Source organism: Streptomyces sp. NPDC079020 (assembly GCF_044542225.1).
Taxonomy (GTDB): Bacteria; Actinomycetota; Actinomycetes; order Streptomycetales; family Streptomycetaceae; genus Streptomyces.
Window position 1 is genome coordinate 402,786 of the sequence record NZ_JBITUB010000008.1, and the last position, 16,452, is coordinate 419,237.

The following is a 16,452-nucleotide window of genomic DNA, read 5'->3' on the forward strand; positions in this document are numbered from 1 at the left end:
GACGGCGACAAGGGGACCTCGGCGGTCGCCTCCGGGGCCACCATCCAGCTGGAGGAGCTGACCAAGAGCTACCCCGGCAACCCGAACCCGGCCGTCGAGAACGTCTCCATGGACATCGGGGCCGGCGAGACCGTGATCTTCGTGGGCCCGTCCGGCTGCGGGAAGTCCACCACCCTGAAGATGATCAACCGGCTGATCGAGCCCTCCTCCGGCCGGATCAGGATCAACGACGAGGACGTCACGGACATCGACCCGGTGAAGCTGCGGCGCAAGGTCGGGTACGCCATCCAGTCCTCCGGGCTGTTCCCGCACATGACGGTCGCCGAGAACATCGCCCTCGTACCGAAGATGGTCGGCTGGTCCAAGTCCCGGGTGAAGGACCGGGTGGAGGAGATGCTCGACCTGGTGGGGCTGGACCCGCGCGAGTTCCACGGGCGCTACCCGCGCCAGCTGTCCGGCGGCCAGCAGCAGCGGGTGGGCGTGGCCCGCGCGCTGGCGGCCGATCCCCCGGTGCTGCTCATGGACGAGCCGTTCGGGGCGGTCGACCCGATCACCCGCGACCACCTCCAGGACGAGCTGATCCGGCTCCAGCACGAGCTGCACAAGACGATCGTCTTCGTCACCCATGACTTCGACGAGGCGATCAAGCTGGGCGACCGGATAGCGGTGCTGCGCGAGCGTTCGCACATCGCGCAGTTCGACACCCCGGAGGCGATCCTCACCAATCCCACGGACGACTTCGTCTCCGGTTTCGTGGGGGCGGGCGCGGCTCTCAAGCGCCTCAACCTGACGCGCGTACGGGATGTGGGCATCGCCGACTTCCCGACGGTGACGGTCGACGACCCGCTCCAGTCCATCTTCAACAAGCTGCGCAGCGGCACGCACAACGAGCTGCTGATGCTGGACCGCAGGAACCGCCCGTACAAGTGGCTGCGGCGCGGCGACCTGATGCGGGCCCGCGGCTCGCTGGCCCGTGCCGGGCAGCTGGTGCACGACACGGTGACCCGGGATGCCACGCTGCACGACGCGCTGGAGGCCGTACTGACAGACAGCGGGGGGCGGGTCGCGGTGACCGGGCGGCGCGGCGAGTTCATCGGCGTCGTCGACATGCACACCCTCATGGACAACGTGCAGGAGCTGCTGGAGGCCGACCGGCTGACCGCCATGGAGCACCAGCACGAGCTGGAGGAGCTGCGCACCCACTCGACCGAGCAGGAGCTGGAAGGGGGTGCCGGCGGCGTATGACCACCGGCCGTCCGCACTCCGGCGAGCCCGGCGCCTCCGAGACCCGGCCACCGGGCGAACACGACGTCAAGGGGCATGCCTTCCGCGACGAGGAGGCGGAGCCGGCGCCCCCGCCCGCCGGGCCGCCGCGCCGGATCACCTGGCAGAAGCTGGTGGTGCTGCCGCTCGTGCTCGCGGCCGTCCTGGCCCTCACCTATATATGGATCACCAACGTCCGCCTCGACTCGATCGCGGAGAACTCACTGGCCGACGGCAATGTGCAGCTGCGGCTGTGGCAGCACATCAGACTGACGGCGATCTCGACGTTCTGGGTGCTGATCATCGCGATCCCGCTCGGCATCGCGCTGACCCGGCGCGGGCTCAGCAGGGGCGCCCCGGCGGTCACGGCCGTCGCCAACATCGGGCAGGCCACCCCGGCGATCGGTCTGCTGGCGCTGCTCGTGATCTGGCTGGGCATCGGCCCCTCGACGGCGATCGTCGGCATGGTGATCTACGCGGTGCTGCCGGTGCTGTCCAACACCGTGGCCGGTCTCAGGGCGATCGACCCGACCCTGGTGGAGGCCTCGCGCGGGATCGGGATGTCGGGGCTCGGGACGCTGAGGAAGGTGGAGCTGCCGCTCGCCGTGCCGCTGATCCTCGCGGGGGTGCGGACGGCGCTGGTGCTCAATGTGGGTACGGCGACGCTGGCCACGTTCGGCGGGGGCGGCGGGCTCGGCGACCTGATCACCTCGGGCATCCAGACACAGCGGATGCCGGTACTGGTGCTGGGGTCCGTGCTGACGGTGGTGCTGGCGCTGCTGGTGGACTGGCTGGCCTCGCTGGTCGAGCTGTCGCTGACGCCGCGCGGGCTGGAGGCGCCGTGACCCGCGGACACCGGGCCGGGCTGCCGCTGGCCCTGGCACTGTCGCTGGCGCTCGCCGGGTGCGGGCTGAAGAGCGGATCGCCGATGGTCGACGAGGTGTCGCCGGGGTCGGTCGGCCGGGGGAAGCCTCTCAAGGGCGCCTCCCTGACGGTCACCTCGAAGAACTTCAGCGAGAACATCATCCTCGGCCAGATGATCGGCCTGGTCTTCAAGGCGGCCGGCGCGGAGGTGCTGGACCGGACGAATCTGCCCGGCTCGATCAGTGCGCGCGAGGCGATCGTCAAGGGCGACGCGGACGCGATGTACGAGTACACGGGCACGGCCTGGATCACCTATCTCGGGCACGCCGAGCCGATCGTCGATCCGCTGAAGCAGTGGGAGGCGGTCCGGGACGAGGACCGGAGGAACGGGGTGACCTGGCTGCCGCAGTCCACCCTCGACAACACCTACGCGCTGGCCATCAGCAAGAAGAACAACGCGAAGTACGGGCTGCGGACGCTCTCGGACGCCGCCGCGCTGGCGAGGAAGGACCCGAACGCCGTCTTGGTCTGTGTGGAGAACGAATTCGCCTCCCGCGACGACGGGCTGCCCGGGATGGAGAAGGCGTACGGGATGTCGCTCCCCGCCTCCCACATCCAGAAGATGGACACCGGGATCATCTACACCCAGGTCTCAGAGTCCGATTCCTGCCTGCTGGGCGAGGTGTTCACCACGGACGGCCGGATCGAGGCGATGGACCTGGATGTGCTGGAGGACGACAAGCACTTCTTCCCCAACTACAACGCCGCTCCGGTCATCCACACGGCGGCCTTCGAGAAGTATCCGGAGATCGCGGGGCTGCTGGACCCGGTCAGCAGGAAGCTGACGACGGAGGTCGCGCAGGTGCTCAACGCCAAGGTGGACGTGGACGGGGAGGACCCGCACGAGGTGGCGAAGGAATGGCTGGTGGCGGAGGGGTTCATCGAGCAGGAGTGACCGTCCCGCCGAGTCGCGGAACTCCCTTGCAAAGGTTTCGTTGCAAAAAAGCGTTGCAAAGGTTCCTTTGCAACTCTACAGTCATGGCATGACAGCGAACGAGGCCGACAAGGCCGAGCCCGGGGCAGCGACCGGCGGCGAGGCCGGGGACGGGACTCCTCTCCCCGGCCGGCAGGAGTCCCGCGCCGGGACCGACATGCACCTCGTCGACGCCCGCACCCTGCGCGCCCTCGCCCATCCCCTGAGAATGCGGCTGCTGAGCGCCCTTCGGGAGTACGGCCCCGCGACCGCCTCCGGCCTCGGGGAGCGGCTCGGCGAATCCAGCGGTGCCGCCAGCTACCACCTGCGGCAACTGGCGTCGCACGGCCTCGTCGAGGACGCCCCGGAGCTGGGCAAGGGCCGGGAGCGGTGGTGGCGGGCCGTGCACAGGGGCACCGCCTTCAACACGGGCCGCTTCCTGTCCCACCCGGACCCCGAGGTGCGCGGGGCCACCGGCGTCATCCTCCACGAGATCGCCACGGCCCACGCCCAGGAGCTGAACACCTGGCTCGGCACGATGCACGAATGGCCCGAGGCCTGGCATCAGAGCTGGGACATCAGCAATTTCAAGGTACGGCTCACGCCCGAGCTCGCCCAGGAGCTGACCGGGAAGATCCATGAGCTGATCGAGAGCTACCAGGGTGTGGTTCCCGAGGGCACCGAGGGCTCGGCCACCGTCCGCAGCCATGTGCACGTCTTCCCGCGGCCTCCCGAGTAGGCCACCGGACGAACCCACGAACAGCGGGCTGACGGGCCGCCGGGCATGACGGGCCGGCCCGGTATCCCGTCATGCCCGGCGGACGACGAACCGACCGGCAGACCAGCCGAACCGGCCCGGCCAGCAGAACCAGCCGGACCGGCAGAACCGGCCGGACCAGCAGAACCGGCCGGACCAGCAGAACCGGCCGGACCGGCCGACGACAGACCGACGACAGACCGACGTGCCACCGACGAGCCGACCGAAGGGGCCCACCAGCCATGCACTGCGACATCCACCACCGGGCACACGCCTACCGCGCCACCGAACTGCGCCGCGAGGCCATGACCCTGCGGCCGCCGCACACCAGCCTGCGCAGCCGAGTCGGCTGGACGATGGTCGAGCTGGGTCTCCGCCTCGCCCAGAACCGGCCCACCCGGGCCGCCGTGCGCGCGCCCCGTCCGGCGTAACCGATGAACGGGGGGCATCACATGCAGGACACACAGCACACGCGGCACCGGCCGAAGGCGGGCCGGCGCACACCGCTCATCAGCGTGCTCGCGGCCAACTCCATATCCACAGCTGGGACGTCACTCACCCTCATCGGTGTTCCGTGGTTCGTCCTGGAGACCACCGGCAGTGCGGGACGGGCGGGCCTCGTCGCGTTCTGCGCCACGCTGCCGATCGTCGTCTCGGCGCTCATCGGCGGACCGATCATCGACCGGCTCGGCCGGCGCCGGGTCGCCGTCGCCTCCGACACCGTATGCGGCCTCGCCATCGCCACGATTCCGCTTCTGCACTACGCGGGAGCGCTCGAATTCTGGATGCTGTGCGCGCTGATGGCGCTCAACGGACTGGTCCACACCCCCGGCAACACCGCGCGCTACGTCCTCGTACCCGACCTCGCCGAGCACGCGGGCACCACGCTCGCCCGCGCCGCCAGTCTCTTCGACGCCGTCTCGCGCGGCGCCCGGATGGTCGGCGCCGCACTGGCCGGTCTGCTGATCGCGCTGGTCGGGGCCGAGACCGTACTGCTGCTGGACGCCGCCACGTTCGGGCTGTCCGCGCTGCTGGTCGCGACGGGGGTGCGCGGGGTCCGGGCGGCCGAGCCCCGCAAGGCGGCGGCCCCCGTCTCCCTGCGCACGTACCGCGCCGAACTGCGCGAGGGATACGGCTACTTGCTCGGCAACCGGCTGCTGCTCGCGGTCGTGATCATGGTGATGTTCATGAACGGCACCGACCAGGGCTGGAACGCCGTCCTGCTGCCGGTGCACGCCGAGGGCGAGCTCGGCGGGGCCACCGACCTCGGTCTGCTCACCGCGCTGTTCGGCGCCGGCGGACTGACGGGGGCGCTGCTGTACGGGGCGGTGGGTCACCGGTTCTCGCGGTGGACGGTGTTCGCGACGTGCGTGCTCCTGTGCGGAGCACCGCGGTTCCTGGTCGCCGCGGTGACCGGGACGACCCTGCCGCTCGCCGTGACGATGCTGCTCGGCGGCATCGCGGGCGGCGTGCTGAACCCGATCCTGACCACGGTGACGTACGAACGGGTCCCCGAGGAACTGCGCAGCCGGGTCTCCGGGGCGCTCACCGCGGGCTGCGAGCTCGCCATGCCGGTGGGCGGCCTCGCGGCGGGCCTGCTGGTGGAGGTATTCGGGGTGACGGGGGCACTGCTCGCGATGGGCGGGGTGTACCTCCTGGCGACGCTGAGCCCGCTGGTGTTCCCGGTCTGGCGGACGATGGACCGGCCGGGTGCGGTGACCGGGCCGGGTACGGTGACCGGGCCGGGTGCCGCGTACGCGGAGGGGCCGGACACCGGACGCGCTGCGGGGTCCGGGGGCTCCCCCACACCTCTGCCCCTACCCGTACCCGCTCCGATGGCGGGGGAGGTCAGCAGCTCGGGACCTTCCCGCCCCGCTCCAGGGAGCGCAGCGAGTCCACGGCGCCCGTCAGCGTCGTGACGGGGATCAGCCGCAGCCCCTCGGGCCGCTCCGCCTCCGCCTGCTTGCACTCGTCCTCGGGGACCAGGAAGACCGTCGCCCCGTCGCGGTGAGCGGCCTGGGTCTTCAGCGATACACCGCCGACGGCGCCGACCTTGCCGTCGGCGCTGATCGTGCCCGTACCCGCGATGGAACGGCCGCCGGTCAGATCCCCGCCGGAGCCGTCGCCGTCCAGCTTGTCGATGATGCCGAGGGCGAGGAAGAGCCCGGCACTGGGGCCGCCCACGTCACCGAGGTCCACGCTGATCCGCATGGAGCCGAGGTCCCGGTCGAGATAGTCCAGGGCCGCGTCGACGGCGACGTCCTGCGACTCCTTCATGTCGTCGAGGTTGTGCTTCTCGATCTCCTTCTCGGAGCCGCCGGTCGGATAGACGGAGTCCCTGGGCATCACGGCCCGGTCCGTCCTGAACCAGCCGTCGATCACCTGGCCGATCCCGACATCGGCATTCGGCGAGGTCGCGAAGATCGTCGTCATCCGCAGCTGCCCCTGGGTGGTGCGGGTGGGCGCGCCGGTGATGGTGATCACGGGCTTCCCGTCGTTCTTCCCGAGGACGTTCGCGGTCGTGCCGGGCTGCGCCAGGGTGAACGGCAGGGGCGCGAAGGCGGCCGTGCCGAACAGGGCGAGGACGGGCAGCGCGCAGAGGGCGAGGGCACGGGGGCGCGAGAGACGAGAGAGCACCCGCCCAATCTATCCGCCGGCCCCCGCAGTGCGTCCGCCGCCGTCAGCGCAGCGCGTCCGCCACTTCCCGGGCCGCGTCGAGCACCCGCGGGCCCACCCGTTCCGGTACGGCGTCGGCGAGCATCACCACACCGACGCTGCCCTCCACGCCCGACACCCCGACCAGGGGCGCGGCCGCCCCGCTGGCACCGGCTTCGAGCTCGCCGTGGGTGAGGGTGTAGCCGGGGTCGCCGGCCAGGTTCTTCTGCCGGGCGGAAAGTATGGCCCGGCCCGCGGCACCCCGGTCCAGGGGATGACGGAAGCCGGCCCGGTAGGCCACGTGGTAGTCGGTCCAGGTCGGTTCGACGACCGCGACCGCGAGGGCGTCGCTGCCGTCGACGAGCGTGAGGTGGGCGGTGGCCCCGATGTCCTCGGCCAGCGAGCGCAGCGCGGGCAGCGCCGCCTCGCGGACCAGCGGGTGCACCTGACGGCCGAGGCGCAGCACCCCCAGGCCCACCCGGGCACGGCCACCCAAGTCACGCCGTACCAGGGCGTGTTGTTCCAGGGTGGCGAGCAGACGGTAGACGACGGTGCGGTTGACACCGAGTTTGTTGGACAACTCGGTGACCGTCAGACCGTGATCGGTGTCGGCGAGCAGCTTGAGGACACGCAGTCCTCGGTCGAGCGTCTGGGAAGTCTCCGCGGTCACGACGCCCTCTCCTCTTCGGGTGAGCGACGACGGCAGTCTCCCGGCGGTTGCGACACCGGTCCCAGCGGCATCGCACGGAGAAAGCCGCCGGTCTGACAAGGCACCGGCTGCGCTACGCGGCGACATTGCCACGGCGCGTTCACATTGCGGGGACAGTAGCGAGCCAGTCCGCTCAGCGGAAGACCTCGTCCAGAATCCGGTCTCCCGCCGGAACCCGGCGGAACCGGTGGAGCATAAGCGCCGGTCAGCGGGGCATCGTCCGGAAACCGAACGTCTACGCGCGTCCAGGTCGGGCGACGCCCTCGCGACACTCCGTACTCACTCGTGAACCGGCGTTAACTCACCGTGAACTCAAGTTGGCTGATTTTCCCGTTCACCAGGACCTCACAGACCCTGATCGACCTCGTCGCCGGGTCCCGGACGGTGAAGTTGAGGGCGAACGTTCCGTCGAGTCCGACGATCCGGGTGACATAGCTGTCCGAGGTCTGTCTCCCGTCCGCGGTGCGCCCCGTCGCCACGACCGTCGCCACGGGGGCGAAGCCGCGTCCGGTCACCTGGACCACGGTGCCCACCGGCCCTTCGGGCGGGGAGAGCTGGAAGGAGGGACCGGCCGGGACCGTGCCGTCCCGGACGGTGAACGCGGCCGTCTCCGTCCGCGGGTTGACCAGGACCTCCCGTACTCGGACGGCGACGGTGTCGGCGGCGTTGACGGTGAAGGTCTGCGAGAACGCCCCGTCCAGCCCGACGACCTTGGTCCGTACCGGGTCGGACGTCTGTGATCCGTCGGCCCGCAGTCCCACGATCGAGACGGTGGCCACCTTGGCGAAGCCCTGCCCGAGAACGGTGACCGCGGTACCCCGCGGACCCGACGAGGGGGTGAGGACGACGAAGGAAGGGGCGACGGTCAGCGGGACGACGGCCTGCGCGGACCCGGCGGTGACCTGGAGCGTGTACACGGCCTTCGGGGTGGTGCCCGCCACGGTGACCGTGCCGGTCAGGGCGCCTTCGGCGGTGATACGGAGGGTGGAGCCGCTGATCCGGCCCGGGTCGCAGCCGGTTCCGTCGGCGGCGCACAGCGCGGCGGCCGGAGCGGCCCCGGCCGGCCAGTCGCCGCCGCCGAGCGCGAGGGTTCCACCGGGCTTCACCTTCCCCGCCCCGGCGGTGAGCGTGGCGGCGGTGTCGGTCACGGTGAAGGGACGGCTCAGGACCGTGGCGGGGTCGTTGCCCTCGTCGACCTGGATGGCGGCGACGGCATCGGAGAGAACCGTGAAGTCGGCGGAGAAGGTGCCTTCGGGACCGCTCTTCACATAGACGGCCGTGTCGTCGAGCGCGGTACCCGCCGCGTCGAGACCGATGACATTGATCCACCGGTCCTGGAGGTAGTCGGTGCCGGTGACCCGGACGACCGTGCCGACCGGTCCGGCGGCGCGGGACAGCGCGATCGCCCGCGGACCGCCGGGGACGAACGCCCGGACGGTGAGGGGTGCGGTCGCCTCCTTCGTACCGTCGTTGACCTTGACCAGGTACGACCCGTCCGGCACGGCGCCCGCGGCGGCGAGCACCGCGCTGCCGGTCAGCTGTCCGGAGCCGTTGACGGCGAGGGAGTTCGAGGCGAACGCCCCGGTGTCGCAGCCGCCTCCGTCGGGTGCGCACAGGGACGGTACGGGGGCACCGCCGGTGGTCCAGCGGCTGCCCGCGAGAGCCACGGAGGTGCTGGGCCGGACCGGGGCCGTGGGCGCGATCAGGGTGGGGGGCTGTCCGGCGCTGCCCTCGGCGGTGACCGTGCCGATGGAGCCGCTGCCGCTGACCACGTCGCACGGGGTCTGGTAGGTGCCGCCCAGCACCTTCGTACGGGTCAGATTGCGCACCGGGGTGAAGGAGATCGGCCCGCTCGCGGTGGCGGGGATGAGGAAGTCCCCTTCGTACGGCGGTATTTCGATGGGCCGCCCGGACGGGATGTCGAGTGTCACCTCGGGTCCGGTGACGGTGACCGTGCCGGTGGCGCCGCCCGACATCGCGAGGTCGAGGCTGGGTGTGGTGGGCACGTCGTTCAGGCTGAGGCCGCTGGTGGCGGGCGAGGGGCCGAGGGTGACCTTGGCGTGTACCTTCCCGCCCGGGTCGACGACATCGGGGGTCAGCTCGACCGTCATCTCCTGCGGCCCGGTGGCCTCGCCCTGTCCGGCGGGCAGCGTGCAGTGGACGGTCGGGGTGACCGTACCGGCGTGGGCGGCCGGCGCCAGGGCGACGGCACCGCCGGTCCAGACGAGAACGGCCCCGGCGGCGAGGGCGACGGCGCGGCGCCATGACCGTCTTCGGCCGGAACCGGAATACGGAGAGGGGGAAGAGGACGGGGGCGGGATCGGGGATGGGGACGGGGACGGGGACGGTCGCATGGGCGCTCCTTCGGGCAGGACGGGCTGGTGGCGTGTCGGGGCCCCTGGAGAGGACGGGTCCTGGCGGGGCGGGTGCGGGCGGGGCGGGTGCGGGCGGGACGGGTCCTGGCGGGGCGGGTGCGTGGGCGTTCGGGCCCCGGGCGAGGAAGAGCCCGCCCTGTCCATGGCGCCACGGATCATCGGGCGGGCTCTTCGCGGTGCCTGCTCTCAGAGCAGGGTGAGGGTGAGCGTGGCGCTGTAGTCACCGGGCAGTGCGGACCCGGGGACCGTCAGGGTGAGATCGGCGTCGGCGTCGAAGCGTCCGCCGGTGAACGGCCGCGAGCCGTCCGGGTTCATCCGGCACAGGCTCGCCGCGGTGCTGCCGAGCCGCGCGGGCGACCCCGCCACCGGCGTACCCTGACTGCCGTTCTGCGCACGGCACTTGGGGGTCCAGCTCACCGCGTCGGCCGGGATGGTGGCCGGGCCCGCGCCGCTGACACCCGCGGCGGTGAAGTCGGTGAGCGTGGCGGTGAGGGACCAGCCGCTGTTGACGCCGCGTGCGTCCTCCACCTCCACCCGGTTGAGCCGGGAGCGCTGCACACCGCTGCCGGTGCCCAGGACCGTCGTACCGAAGTCGACGGTGTCGCCGTCCTGGACCATGCTCAGGGTGCCGGCCCGGACGGAGGCGGTGAGCTTCTGTTCGGCGGTGCCGCCGTCCCCGCCGCCGCCCGTGGTGACGGTGAAGGGAGCCGTCCGTACGGTGGCGGGGTCATTGCCCTCGTCCGCCCGGACGGCGGCGACGACGTCGGACGTGACGGTGAAGTCGGCGGAGAAGGTGCCGTCCGTGCCGCTCTTCACATAGACGGCCGTGTCGTCGAGCGCGGTACCCGCCGCGTCGAGACCGATGACATTGATCCACCGGTCCGGGTTGTAGTTCTTGCCGCTGACGGTGATGACACTGCCCACCGGGCCGCTGTCGCTCGACAGCGTGATCTCCCGGTCGCCCGCCGCGACGGCTTTCACGGTCAGCGGGGCGGTGGCCTCCTTCGCCCCGTCGTTGACCTTCACCTCGTACGCCCCGTCCGGCACCGCCCCGGCCTCGGCGAGAGTCGCCGTACCGGTCAGGGTCCCGTAGGAGTCGATCCGCAGGGAGTGCGCCCGGAACTTCAGCGGATCGCAGCCACCGCCGCCCACCGCGCACAGCGAAGGCACCGGCGCCCCGTCCGGCGTCCACCCCGAACCCCCAAGAGTGACAGGGGTGTTGGGGCGTACGGAGCCGGCTGGTGCGGTCAGGGTTGCGGGCTCACCGCCGTCCCCCTCGGCCGTCACCGTCCCGATGGACCCGGCGGCGCCGACCACGTCGCAGGGGGTCTCGAAGACCGAACCGAAGACCTTGGTCTGGGTCAGCGTGCGCAGGGGGGCGAACGAGATCTCGCCGGAGGCGTCCGCGGGGACCAGGAAGTCCCCCTCGTACGGCGGTATTTCGATGGGCTGCCCGGCCGGTACGTCCATGGTGAACTCCTCGCCCCGCACGGTGACGGTGCCGGTGGCCCCGCCGGTCATCGCGAGGTCGAGGCTCGGGATGGTGGGGACGTCCTTCAGGGCGATGCCGCTGGTGGCGGGCGACGGGCCGAGGGTGACCCTGGCGTGCACGGTCCCCCCGGGAGCGACCACATCGGGGGTCAGCTCGACCGTCATCGTCTGCGGTCCGGTGGCCTCGCCCTGCCCGGCGGGCAGCACACAGTGCACGGTGGGCGTGACGGTGCCCGCCGCGCCGGAACCACCCGCGGTGGCAGTGGCGGTGGCAGTCGTGGCAGCCGTGGTGGCGCCGATACAGCCCAGTGACAGGACGAGGCAGCCCACGACCAGTCCCGTACGGCCTGATCCACCTGACCGGCGGCCGGCCCCGCCGGATCTTCGTCGGCGGATCGTCCGCCTCACCCGTGTCACCCGTGTCACCCGACGCATCGGCACCACATCCCTCCACACCCCATTGATTGCGCACATTGAGGAGGGCGGGTGCGGAGAAGTCAAGAGAGAATTATTTGATCCTTTCGGGAAACACCCGGAAGGCATTTCTCCACCGTAATCACCTGCTCCCGACGGCTATTGACTTCTCCGATGGGCGCCGTTTCACTGCACCGACATGCCGGGCCCGGCACCCAGATCGGCAATCGCAGCGGATCTGTGGAATTCAACCGGAAGGAGTTCCTCCCGTCATGTCGAATGCACCCGGAACAATGGCCCGGCCGAGCCGGCCGCGCCGAAGACGCCTGCCCCTGCTGACCGTCACCGCGGCGTGCTCCGTCGCGGCGACGCTCGCCCTGTCGACCACGTCGGCCGCCGTCACTCCGCTCACCGCGACCGCGACGTACAACTGCGGCAGCTGGGGCAGCGGACTGGCCACGCTGACGGCCGCCGACGGCGCGAGCGGCAAGACCATCAAGATCACCTCCACGGCCATCACCATGCCGCCCGGCACGAGTGCCGACCCGAACAGCATCACCACCACGCTCAAGCTGACGAAGACCTCGGGCGGCGTCACGAGCGAGGTGCGGTTCTCCGGGAAGACGAACCCGGGAATGAGCGGCGGCAGTCCGATCAGCCTGGGCCCGCTGAAGCTGACCACCGGCACACTGGCCGCGGGCGACACGACGAACTCCGTGGTGCTGCCCTCTCCCCCGGGCGCCGCCAACTGGTCGCTGCAGATCGTCGCCTCGTCCCCGACGTCGGCGACCGTCCCCTGCGTGGCGACGGCGAACCAGTCGGCTGCGTTCGTCTGGTAGGTCCCGGCAGCTCCCCGAAACGCGACCGGTCCGGGACAGGAAGCGCGCTCCCGTCCGAAACGCGACCGGTCCGGGACAGGGAAGCGCGCTCCCGTCCCGGACCGGTGGGTCCCTCACACCGCTTCGCCTCACGTCATGCGGGTGGCCCACTCCTGGACCTTGGAGATCCGCTGCTGGATCTGCCCGGCGGTGGCCTCCGCGCTCGGCGGCCCGCCGCATACCCTCCGCAGCTCGGTGTGGATCACGCCGTGCGGCTTGCCGCTCTGGTGGGTGTAGGCCGACACCATCGTGTTGAGCTGCTTGCGCAGGCCCAGCAGCTGCTTGTGCGTGACGACCGGGCGCGCCTCGGCGGGCTTCTCCAGGAGATCGGCCTCCGCGGCCGGCCTCTGGCGGCTGTGCGCGATCTGGCGGCTCTGCCGCTTCTGGAGGAGCAGTTGCACCTGGTCGGGTTCGAGCAGCCCCGGGATGCCCAGGTAGTCCTGCTCCTCCTCGCTGCCGGGGTGGGCCTGCATGCCGAACTCGGCACCGTCGTACAGCACCCGGTCGAAGACCGCGTCGGACTCCAGCGCCTCGAAGGGCAGCTGCTCCTCGGTCTCCTCGTCCTCCAGCTTCTCGGCGTCGGCGAGGAGCCTGTCCTCCTCCGAGAACGGGTTCTCCTCGTCGCTGCCCTTCTTGGGCTTGTCCAGGACGTGGTCCCGCTCGACCTCCATCTCGTTGGCGAAGTCGAGCAGCATCGGGATGGTGGGCACGAAGACGGAGGCCGTCTCACCGCGCCGGCGGGAGCGCACGAAGCGCCCGACGGCCTGCGCGAAGAACAGCGGCGTCGAGATGGTGGTGGCGTACACCCCCACCGCCAGGCGCGGCACGTCGACGCCCTCGGACACCATGCGGACCGCGACCATCCAGCGCGAGCCGTCCTCGGTGAACTGGTCGATCCTCTTCGACGCGGCCTTCTCGTCGGAGAGGACCACGGTCGCCTTCTCGCCGGTGACCCTCTTCAGGATCTTGGCGTACTCGCGCGCCGACTCCTGGTCGGTCGCGATGACGAGCCCGCCCGCGTCAGGAATCCCCTTGCGCACCTCGGTGAGCCGCTTGTCGGCGGCGGAGAGGACGTTCGGGATCCAGTCGCCGGTGGGCGACAGCGCGGTGCGCCAGGCCTGCCCGATGGCGTCCCTGGTCATCGGCTCGCCGAGCCGCGCCGCGATCTCGTCACCGGCCTTGGTGCGCCAGCGCATGTTGCCGCTGTAGCTGAGGAAGATGACCGGACGCACGACGCCGTCGGCGAGCGCGTTTCCGTATCCGTACGTGTAGTCGGCGGACGACCGGCGGATGCCGTCGTTCCCCTCCTCGTACGCCACGAAGGGGATCGGGTTGGTGTCCGACCGGAACGGCGTACCGGTCAGCGCGAGCCGCCGGGTGGCCGGGTCGAACGCCTCCTGGCATGCCTCGCCCCAGGACTTAGAGTCACCGGCGTGGTGGATCTCGTCGAGGATCACGAGGGTCTTGCGCTGCTCGCAGCGGTTGCGGTGCAGCATCGGGCGGACGCCGACACCGGCATAGGTGACGGCGACGCCGTGGTAGTCCTTGCTGACGGGTCCGGCGCTGTAGTCGGGGTCGAGCCTGATGCCTATCCGGGCGGCCGCCTCCGCCCACTGCTTCTTGAGGTGCTCGGTCGGTGCGACGACGGTGACCTGCTGGACGACATGGTGGTGCAGCAGCCATGAGGCGAGGGTCAGCGCGAAGGTGGTCTTGCCTGCGCCGGGCGTCGCGACGGCGAGGAAGTCACGCGGCTGCTCCTGGATGTACCTCTCCATGGCGCCCTGCTGCCAGGCTCGCAGCTTGCCGGCGGTGCCCCAGGGGGCACGGCCGGGAAAGGCGGGTGAGAGGTGGTGGGAGGCGGTAGTAGTCACGGTCTCCGGTTCGGGGCTCTCGGGTACGTGGGGCGCTGTCCGTACTGAGCTCGCACGACCTCGTACGAGATACGACAACCGGGCCACCCTACCGGCGGCCCGGCCGGAACCCCGTACGAACGAGCCGTGGTCCGGCACCGTTGAGACGCTCTTCACAGGTGTGCCCGCGCGGCGGACCCGGGCAGCCGATCGGCGATCCCGGGCATGTCCGGAGCGCCCGGCACACGCCGGGCACACGCCCGGCACACGCCCGGCACACACCCGGCACGAACGTCTCCGCCAGGCAGAAGAGCCCGGAACGCCACATCAAGGCTCGCGTTCGGCGGATGCCCGTTCTTGTGCGGGAAGCCCCGGCGGTCGCGCACGGGGCGAGGCGCTTGCTGCCGCGGTTGCTGCGGTTGCCCCGATTGCCGCAGTTGCCTCGATTTCCCGCCCACCGGCGCGTGGTCGCACGGCGGCGCGTGGTCGCGCGCCGGTGACTCCATCAGAGCCGCGGCGTTGTGCCACAGGTCGGGCCCGGATGCCGCGCGGTACGAACCGGTGCGTCACTTCACCCGCACCCGGGCCGCCACCCACGCCCCCACCAGCGCCACCCCCGCCATCGGCAGGAAGACCGCGGCGAACGCCGCCGGGTGGGAGCCGGACGCTCCCGCCTCCACCGCCCCGTGCGCCGCCCCCATCGCCCCGCCGCCGAGCGCGGCGAAGGCGGCGCCTCCGGCGGCCAGCAGCAGGACGTTCGACAGGCCGTCCGAGATCTGGAGCGCGGCGGAGTTTGATCCGGCCTCCGTGGGGGCCGACAGCTTCAGCAGCAGCACGCTCGTCGAGGCGATCACCATGCCCATGCCGAAGCAGCCGAAGGCCCAGGCGACGGCGACGATCCAGACGGGCACGGCCTCGATGAGCACCGAGGGCGCGACGGCGATCGACGCGGCGACGAGCACCATGCCGGTCACCATGAGCCGCTCGCGGTGCACCTCCAGACGCGGCCGGGACTGCACGTACGAACCGAGTGCCCAGGTCGCACCGCCGACGGCGAGCGAAAGCCCGGCCATGGTCGGGGTCAGCCCGCGCTGGGTCACCAGCATCAGCGGTACGAAGGACTCGGCGGCGATGAACGAACCGGCGGAGATCCCGCGCAGCAGCACCACCGCGGGCAGCCCGCGCGCCGCCCGCACCGTACCGGCCGGGAGCAGTCCGCGTACGGCCGGAACCAGCAGCGCGACCCCAGCCGCGGCCGGCAGCAGGGCGAACCAGTTCAGCTCCTGCCCCGCGTACTGGAGCAGCGCCGCACCCACCGAGATACCGAGCGCCAGCCGGATGCGACGGCGGTCGTACGGGGCGACGGGCGCGTCCGGGTCCGCCGGCCCGGCGGCCATGCGCCGGATCGCGGGGAGCGCGAGAGCCAGCGGGAAGACGATGAGCACGGGGATGCCGACGAAGACCCAGCGCCAGCCGAGGTGCTCGGTCACCGTTCCGGAGGCGAGCGGTCCGACGACGGAGGGGATCACCCAGCTCGCCGCGAACGCGGCCATGATCGCGGGCCGGATCCGCTCCGGGTAGGCCCGCCCGATGACCACGTACAGGGCGACGATCACCAACCCGCCGCCGAGGCCCTGGACGGCCCGGCCCGCGATGAAGATCCACATACTGCTCGCGGCACCGGAGAGCAGCAGACCGACGGCGAAGGCGCTGATCCCGGTGGCGAGCGGCCCGAGCGGCCCGCGCCGGTCGGCCCACTGCCCGGAGAGCACCATGGCGAACAGGCTGGTGGTGAAGTACGCGGAGAACGCGAACGCGTACAGCGGAATGCCGTTCAGCTCCCGCGCGGCGACCGGCATGGCGGTACCGACGGCGGTCGCCTCGAACGCGATGAGGAGGACGACGGAGACGATGCCGATGCTGAGCGCCCGGTAGGTCCGCCCGAGGACCCCTTCGCCCGGGTCTCCGACGGGCCCGTCGGAGACCCGGTCCGGCGTCGGGTCCGATATGTGGTGCTGCACGGGGGGCGCGACGTCGGCGTCACGGGGTTCGAGGGCGGTCATGGCCCAAGAGTAAGGGGCACGAAACGGTTTGAACCCTGTCGATGTACCACCCCGGCCTCATCCCTTGGTCGTAGGCCGGGCGGCTCCGGTCATGAACGGCGTATGGCAGTCGTATTGCGGCGCGCCCCCACCTCTTGAGTGCCACCCCCGCCCGCTCTAC

At 71.4% G+C, this 16,452-nt stretch carries 13 protein-coding genes; 7 read left to right on the forward strand and 6 right to left on the reverse strand.

Annotated elements, in window-relative coordinates; genetic code table 11:
* Window positions 1-42: 42 nt before the first annotated feature.
* From ACIGJO_RS19825 to ACIGJO_RS19850, 6 genes are all read left to right on the forward strand, one after another.
* Window positions 43-1,245, forward strand: coding sequence for an ABC transporter ATP-binding protein (locus ACIGJO_RS19825; protein ID WP_399959760.1), 1,203 nt, complete (start codon window positions 43-45; stop codon window positions 1,243-1,245).
* Window positions 1,242-2,108, forward strand: a complete 867-nt coding sequence (locus ACIGJO_RS19830) for an ABC transporter permease (protein ID WP_399959661.1) — start codon at window positions 1,242-1,244, stop codon at window positions 2,106-2,108. Before ACIGJO_RS19825 ends, ACIGJO_RS19830 begins: the two co-directional genes overlap by 4 nt.
* Window positions 2,105-3,082, forward strand: a complete 978-nt coding sequence (locus ACIGJO_RS19835) for a glycine betaine ABC transporter substrate-binding protein (protein WP_399959663.1) — start codon at window positions 2,105-2,107, stop codon at window positions 3,080-3,082. The genes ACIGJO_RS19830 and ACIGJO_RS19835 overlap by 4 nt, the downstream gene beginning before the upstream one ends.
* A 196-nt stretch (window positions 3,083-3,278) precedes the next feature.
* Entirely contained in the window at window positions 3,279-3,839 is a 561-nt protein-coding gene (locus tag ACIGJO_RS19840; RefSeq protein WP_399959762.1) for an ArsR/SmtB family transcription factor, read from the forward strand.
* Between the two features lie 260 nt (window positions 3,840-4,099).
* Entirely contained in the window at window positions 4,100-4,288 is a 189-nt protein-coding gene (locus ACIGJO_RS19845) for a hypothetical protein (protein WP_399959665.1), read from the forward strand.
* Between the two features lie 21 nt (window positions 4,289-4,309).
* A complete protein-coding gene (locus ACIGJO_RS19850) occupies window positions 4,310-5,776 on the forward strand; it encodes an MFS transporter (protein ID WP_399959667.1) in 1,467 nt (488 codons plus the stop codon).
* Here ACIGJO_RS19850 and ACIGJO_RS19855 read toward each other — a convergent pair.
* The 4 genes from ACIGJO_RS19855 to ACIGJO_RS19870 all read right to left on the reverse strand — a co-directional run bounded on the left by ACIGJO_RS19855 (window position 5,706) and on the right by ACIGJO_RS19870 (window position 11,417).
* The gene (locus ACIGJO_RS19855) at window positions 5,706-6,494 is read right to left on the reverse strand and encodes a S16 family serine protease (protein WP_399959669.1); all 789 of its coding nucleotides are present in this window, start codon (window positions 6,492-6,494) and stop codon (window positions 5,706-5,708) included. The genes ACIGJO_RS19850 and ACIGJO_RS19855 overlap by 71 nt on opposite strands.
* Window positions 6,495-6,537: 43 nt before the next feature.
* On the reverse strand, window positions 6,538-7,182 hold the full coding sequence (locus ACIGJO_RS19860; RefSeq protein ID WP_399959671.1) for an IclR family transcriptional regulator: 645 nt from the start codon (window positions 7,180-7,182) through the stop codon (window positions 6,538-6,540).
* Between the two features lie 335 nt (window positions 7,183-7,517).
* Window positions 7,518-9,575, reverse strand: a complete 2,058-nt coding sequence (locus ACIGJO_RS19865; protein WP_399959673.1) for a hypothetical protein — start codon at window positions 9,573-9,575, stop codon at window positions 7,518-7,520.
* A 207-nt stretch (window positions 9,576-9,782) separates the two neighbouring features.
* Window positions 9,783-11,417, reverse strand: a complete 1,635-nt coding sequence (locus ACIGJO_RS19870; RefSeq protein ID WP_399959675.1) for a hypothetical protein — start codon at window positions 11,415-11,417, stop codon at window positions 9,783-9,785.
* 356 nt (window positions 11,418-11,773) lie between these two features.
* Between ACIGJO_RS19870 and ACIGJO_RS19875 the strand changes: the two genes are divergently transcribed.
* Window positions 11,774-12,340, forward strand: a complete 567-nt coding sequence (locus ACIGJO_RS19875; RefSeq protein ID WP_399959677.1) for a hypothetical protein — start codon at window positions 11,774-11,776, stop codon at window positions 12,338-12,340.
* 128 nt (window positions 12,341-12,468) lie between these two features.
* Here ACIGJO_RS19875 and ACIGJO_RS19880 read toward each other — a convergent pair whose 3' ends face one another.
* Both ACIGJO_RS19880 and ACIGJO_RS19885 read right to left on the reverse strand, forming a co-directional pair.
* A complete protein-coding gene (locus tag ACIGJO_RS19880) occupies window positions 12,469-14,250 on the reverse strand; it encodes a DEAD/DEAH box helicase (RefSeq protein ID WP_399959679.1) in 1,782 nt (593 codons plus the stop codon).
* 545 nt (window positions 14,251-14,795) lie between these two features.
* Window positions 14,796-16,292, reverse strand: coding sequence for an MFS transporter (locus ACIGJO_RS19885; protein WP_399959681.1), 1,497 nt, complete (start codon window positions 16,290-16,292; stop codon window positions 14,796-14,798).
* Between the last annotated feature and the right edge of the window lie 160 nt (window positions 16,293-16,452).

What these genes read in the sequence shown, in the direction of transcription:
- ACIGJO_RS19830 (WP_399959661.1), top strand. Translation starts at nt 1,242, where the DNA reads ATGACCACCGGCCGTCCGCACTCCGGCGAGCCCGGCGCCTCCGAGACC.
- ACIGJO_RS19840 (WP_399959762.1), top strand. Translation starts at nt 3,279, where the DNA reads ATGCACCTCGTCGACGCCCGCACCCTGCGCGCCCTCGCCCATCCCCTG.
- ACIGJO_RS19845 (WP_399959665.1), top strand. Translation starts at nt 4,100, where the DNA reads ATGCACTGCGACATCCACCACCGGGCACACGCCTACCGCGCCACCGAA.
- ACIGJO_RS19850 (WP_399959667.1), top strand. Translation starts at nt 4,310, where the DNA reads ATGCAGGACACACAGCACACGCGGCACCGGCCGAAGGCGGGCCGGCGC.
- ACIGJO_RS19865 (WP_399959673.1), bottom strand. Translation starts at nt 9,575, where the DNA reads ATGCGACCGTCCCCGTCCCCGTCCCCATCCCCGATCCCGCCCCCGTCC.
- ACIGJO_RS19875 (WP_399959677.1), top strand. Translation starts at nt 11,774, where the DNA reads ATGTCGAATGCACCCGGAACAATGGCCCGGCCGAGCCGGCCGCGCCGA.
- ACIGJO_RS19885 (WP_399959681.1), bottom strand. Translation starts at nt 16,292, where the DNA reads ATGACCGCCCTCGAACCCCGTGACGCCGACGTCGCGCCCCCCGTGCAG.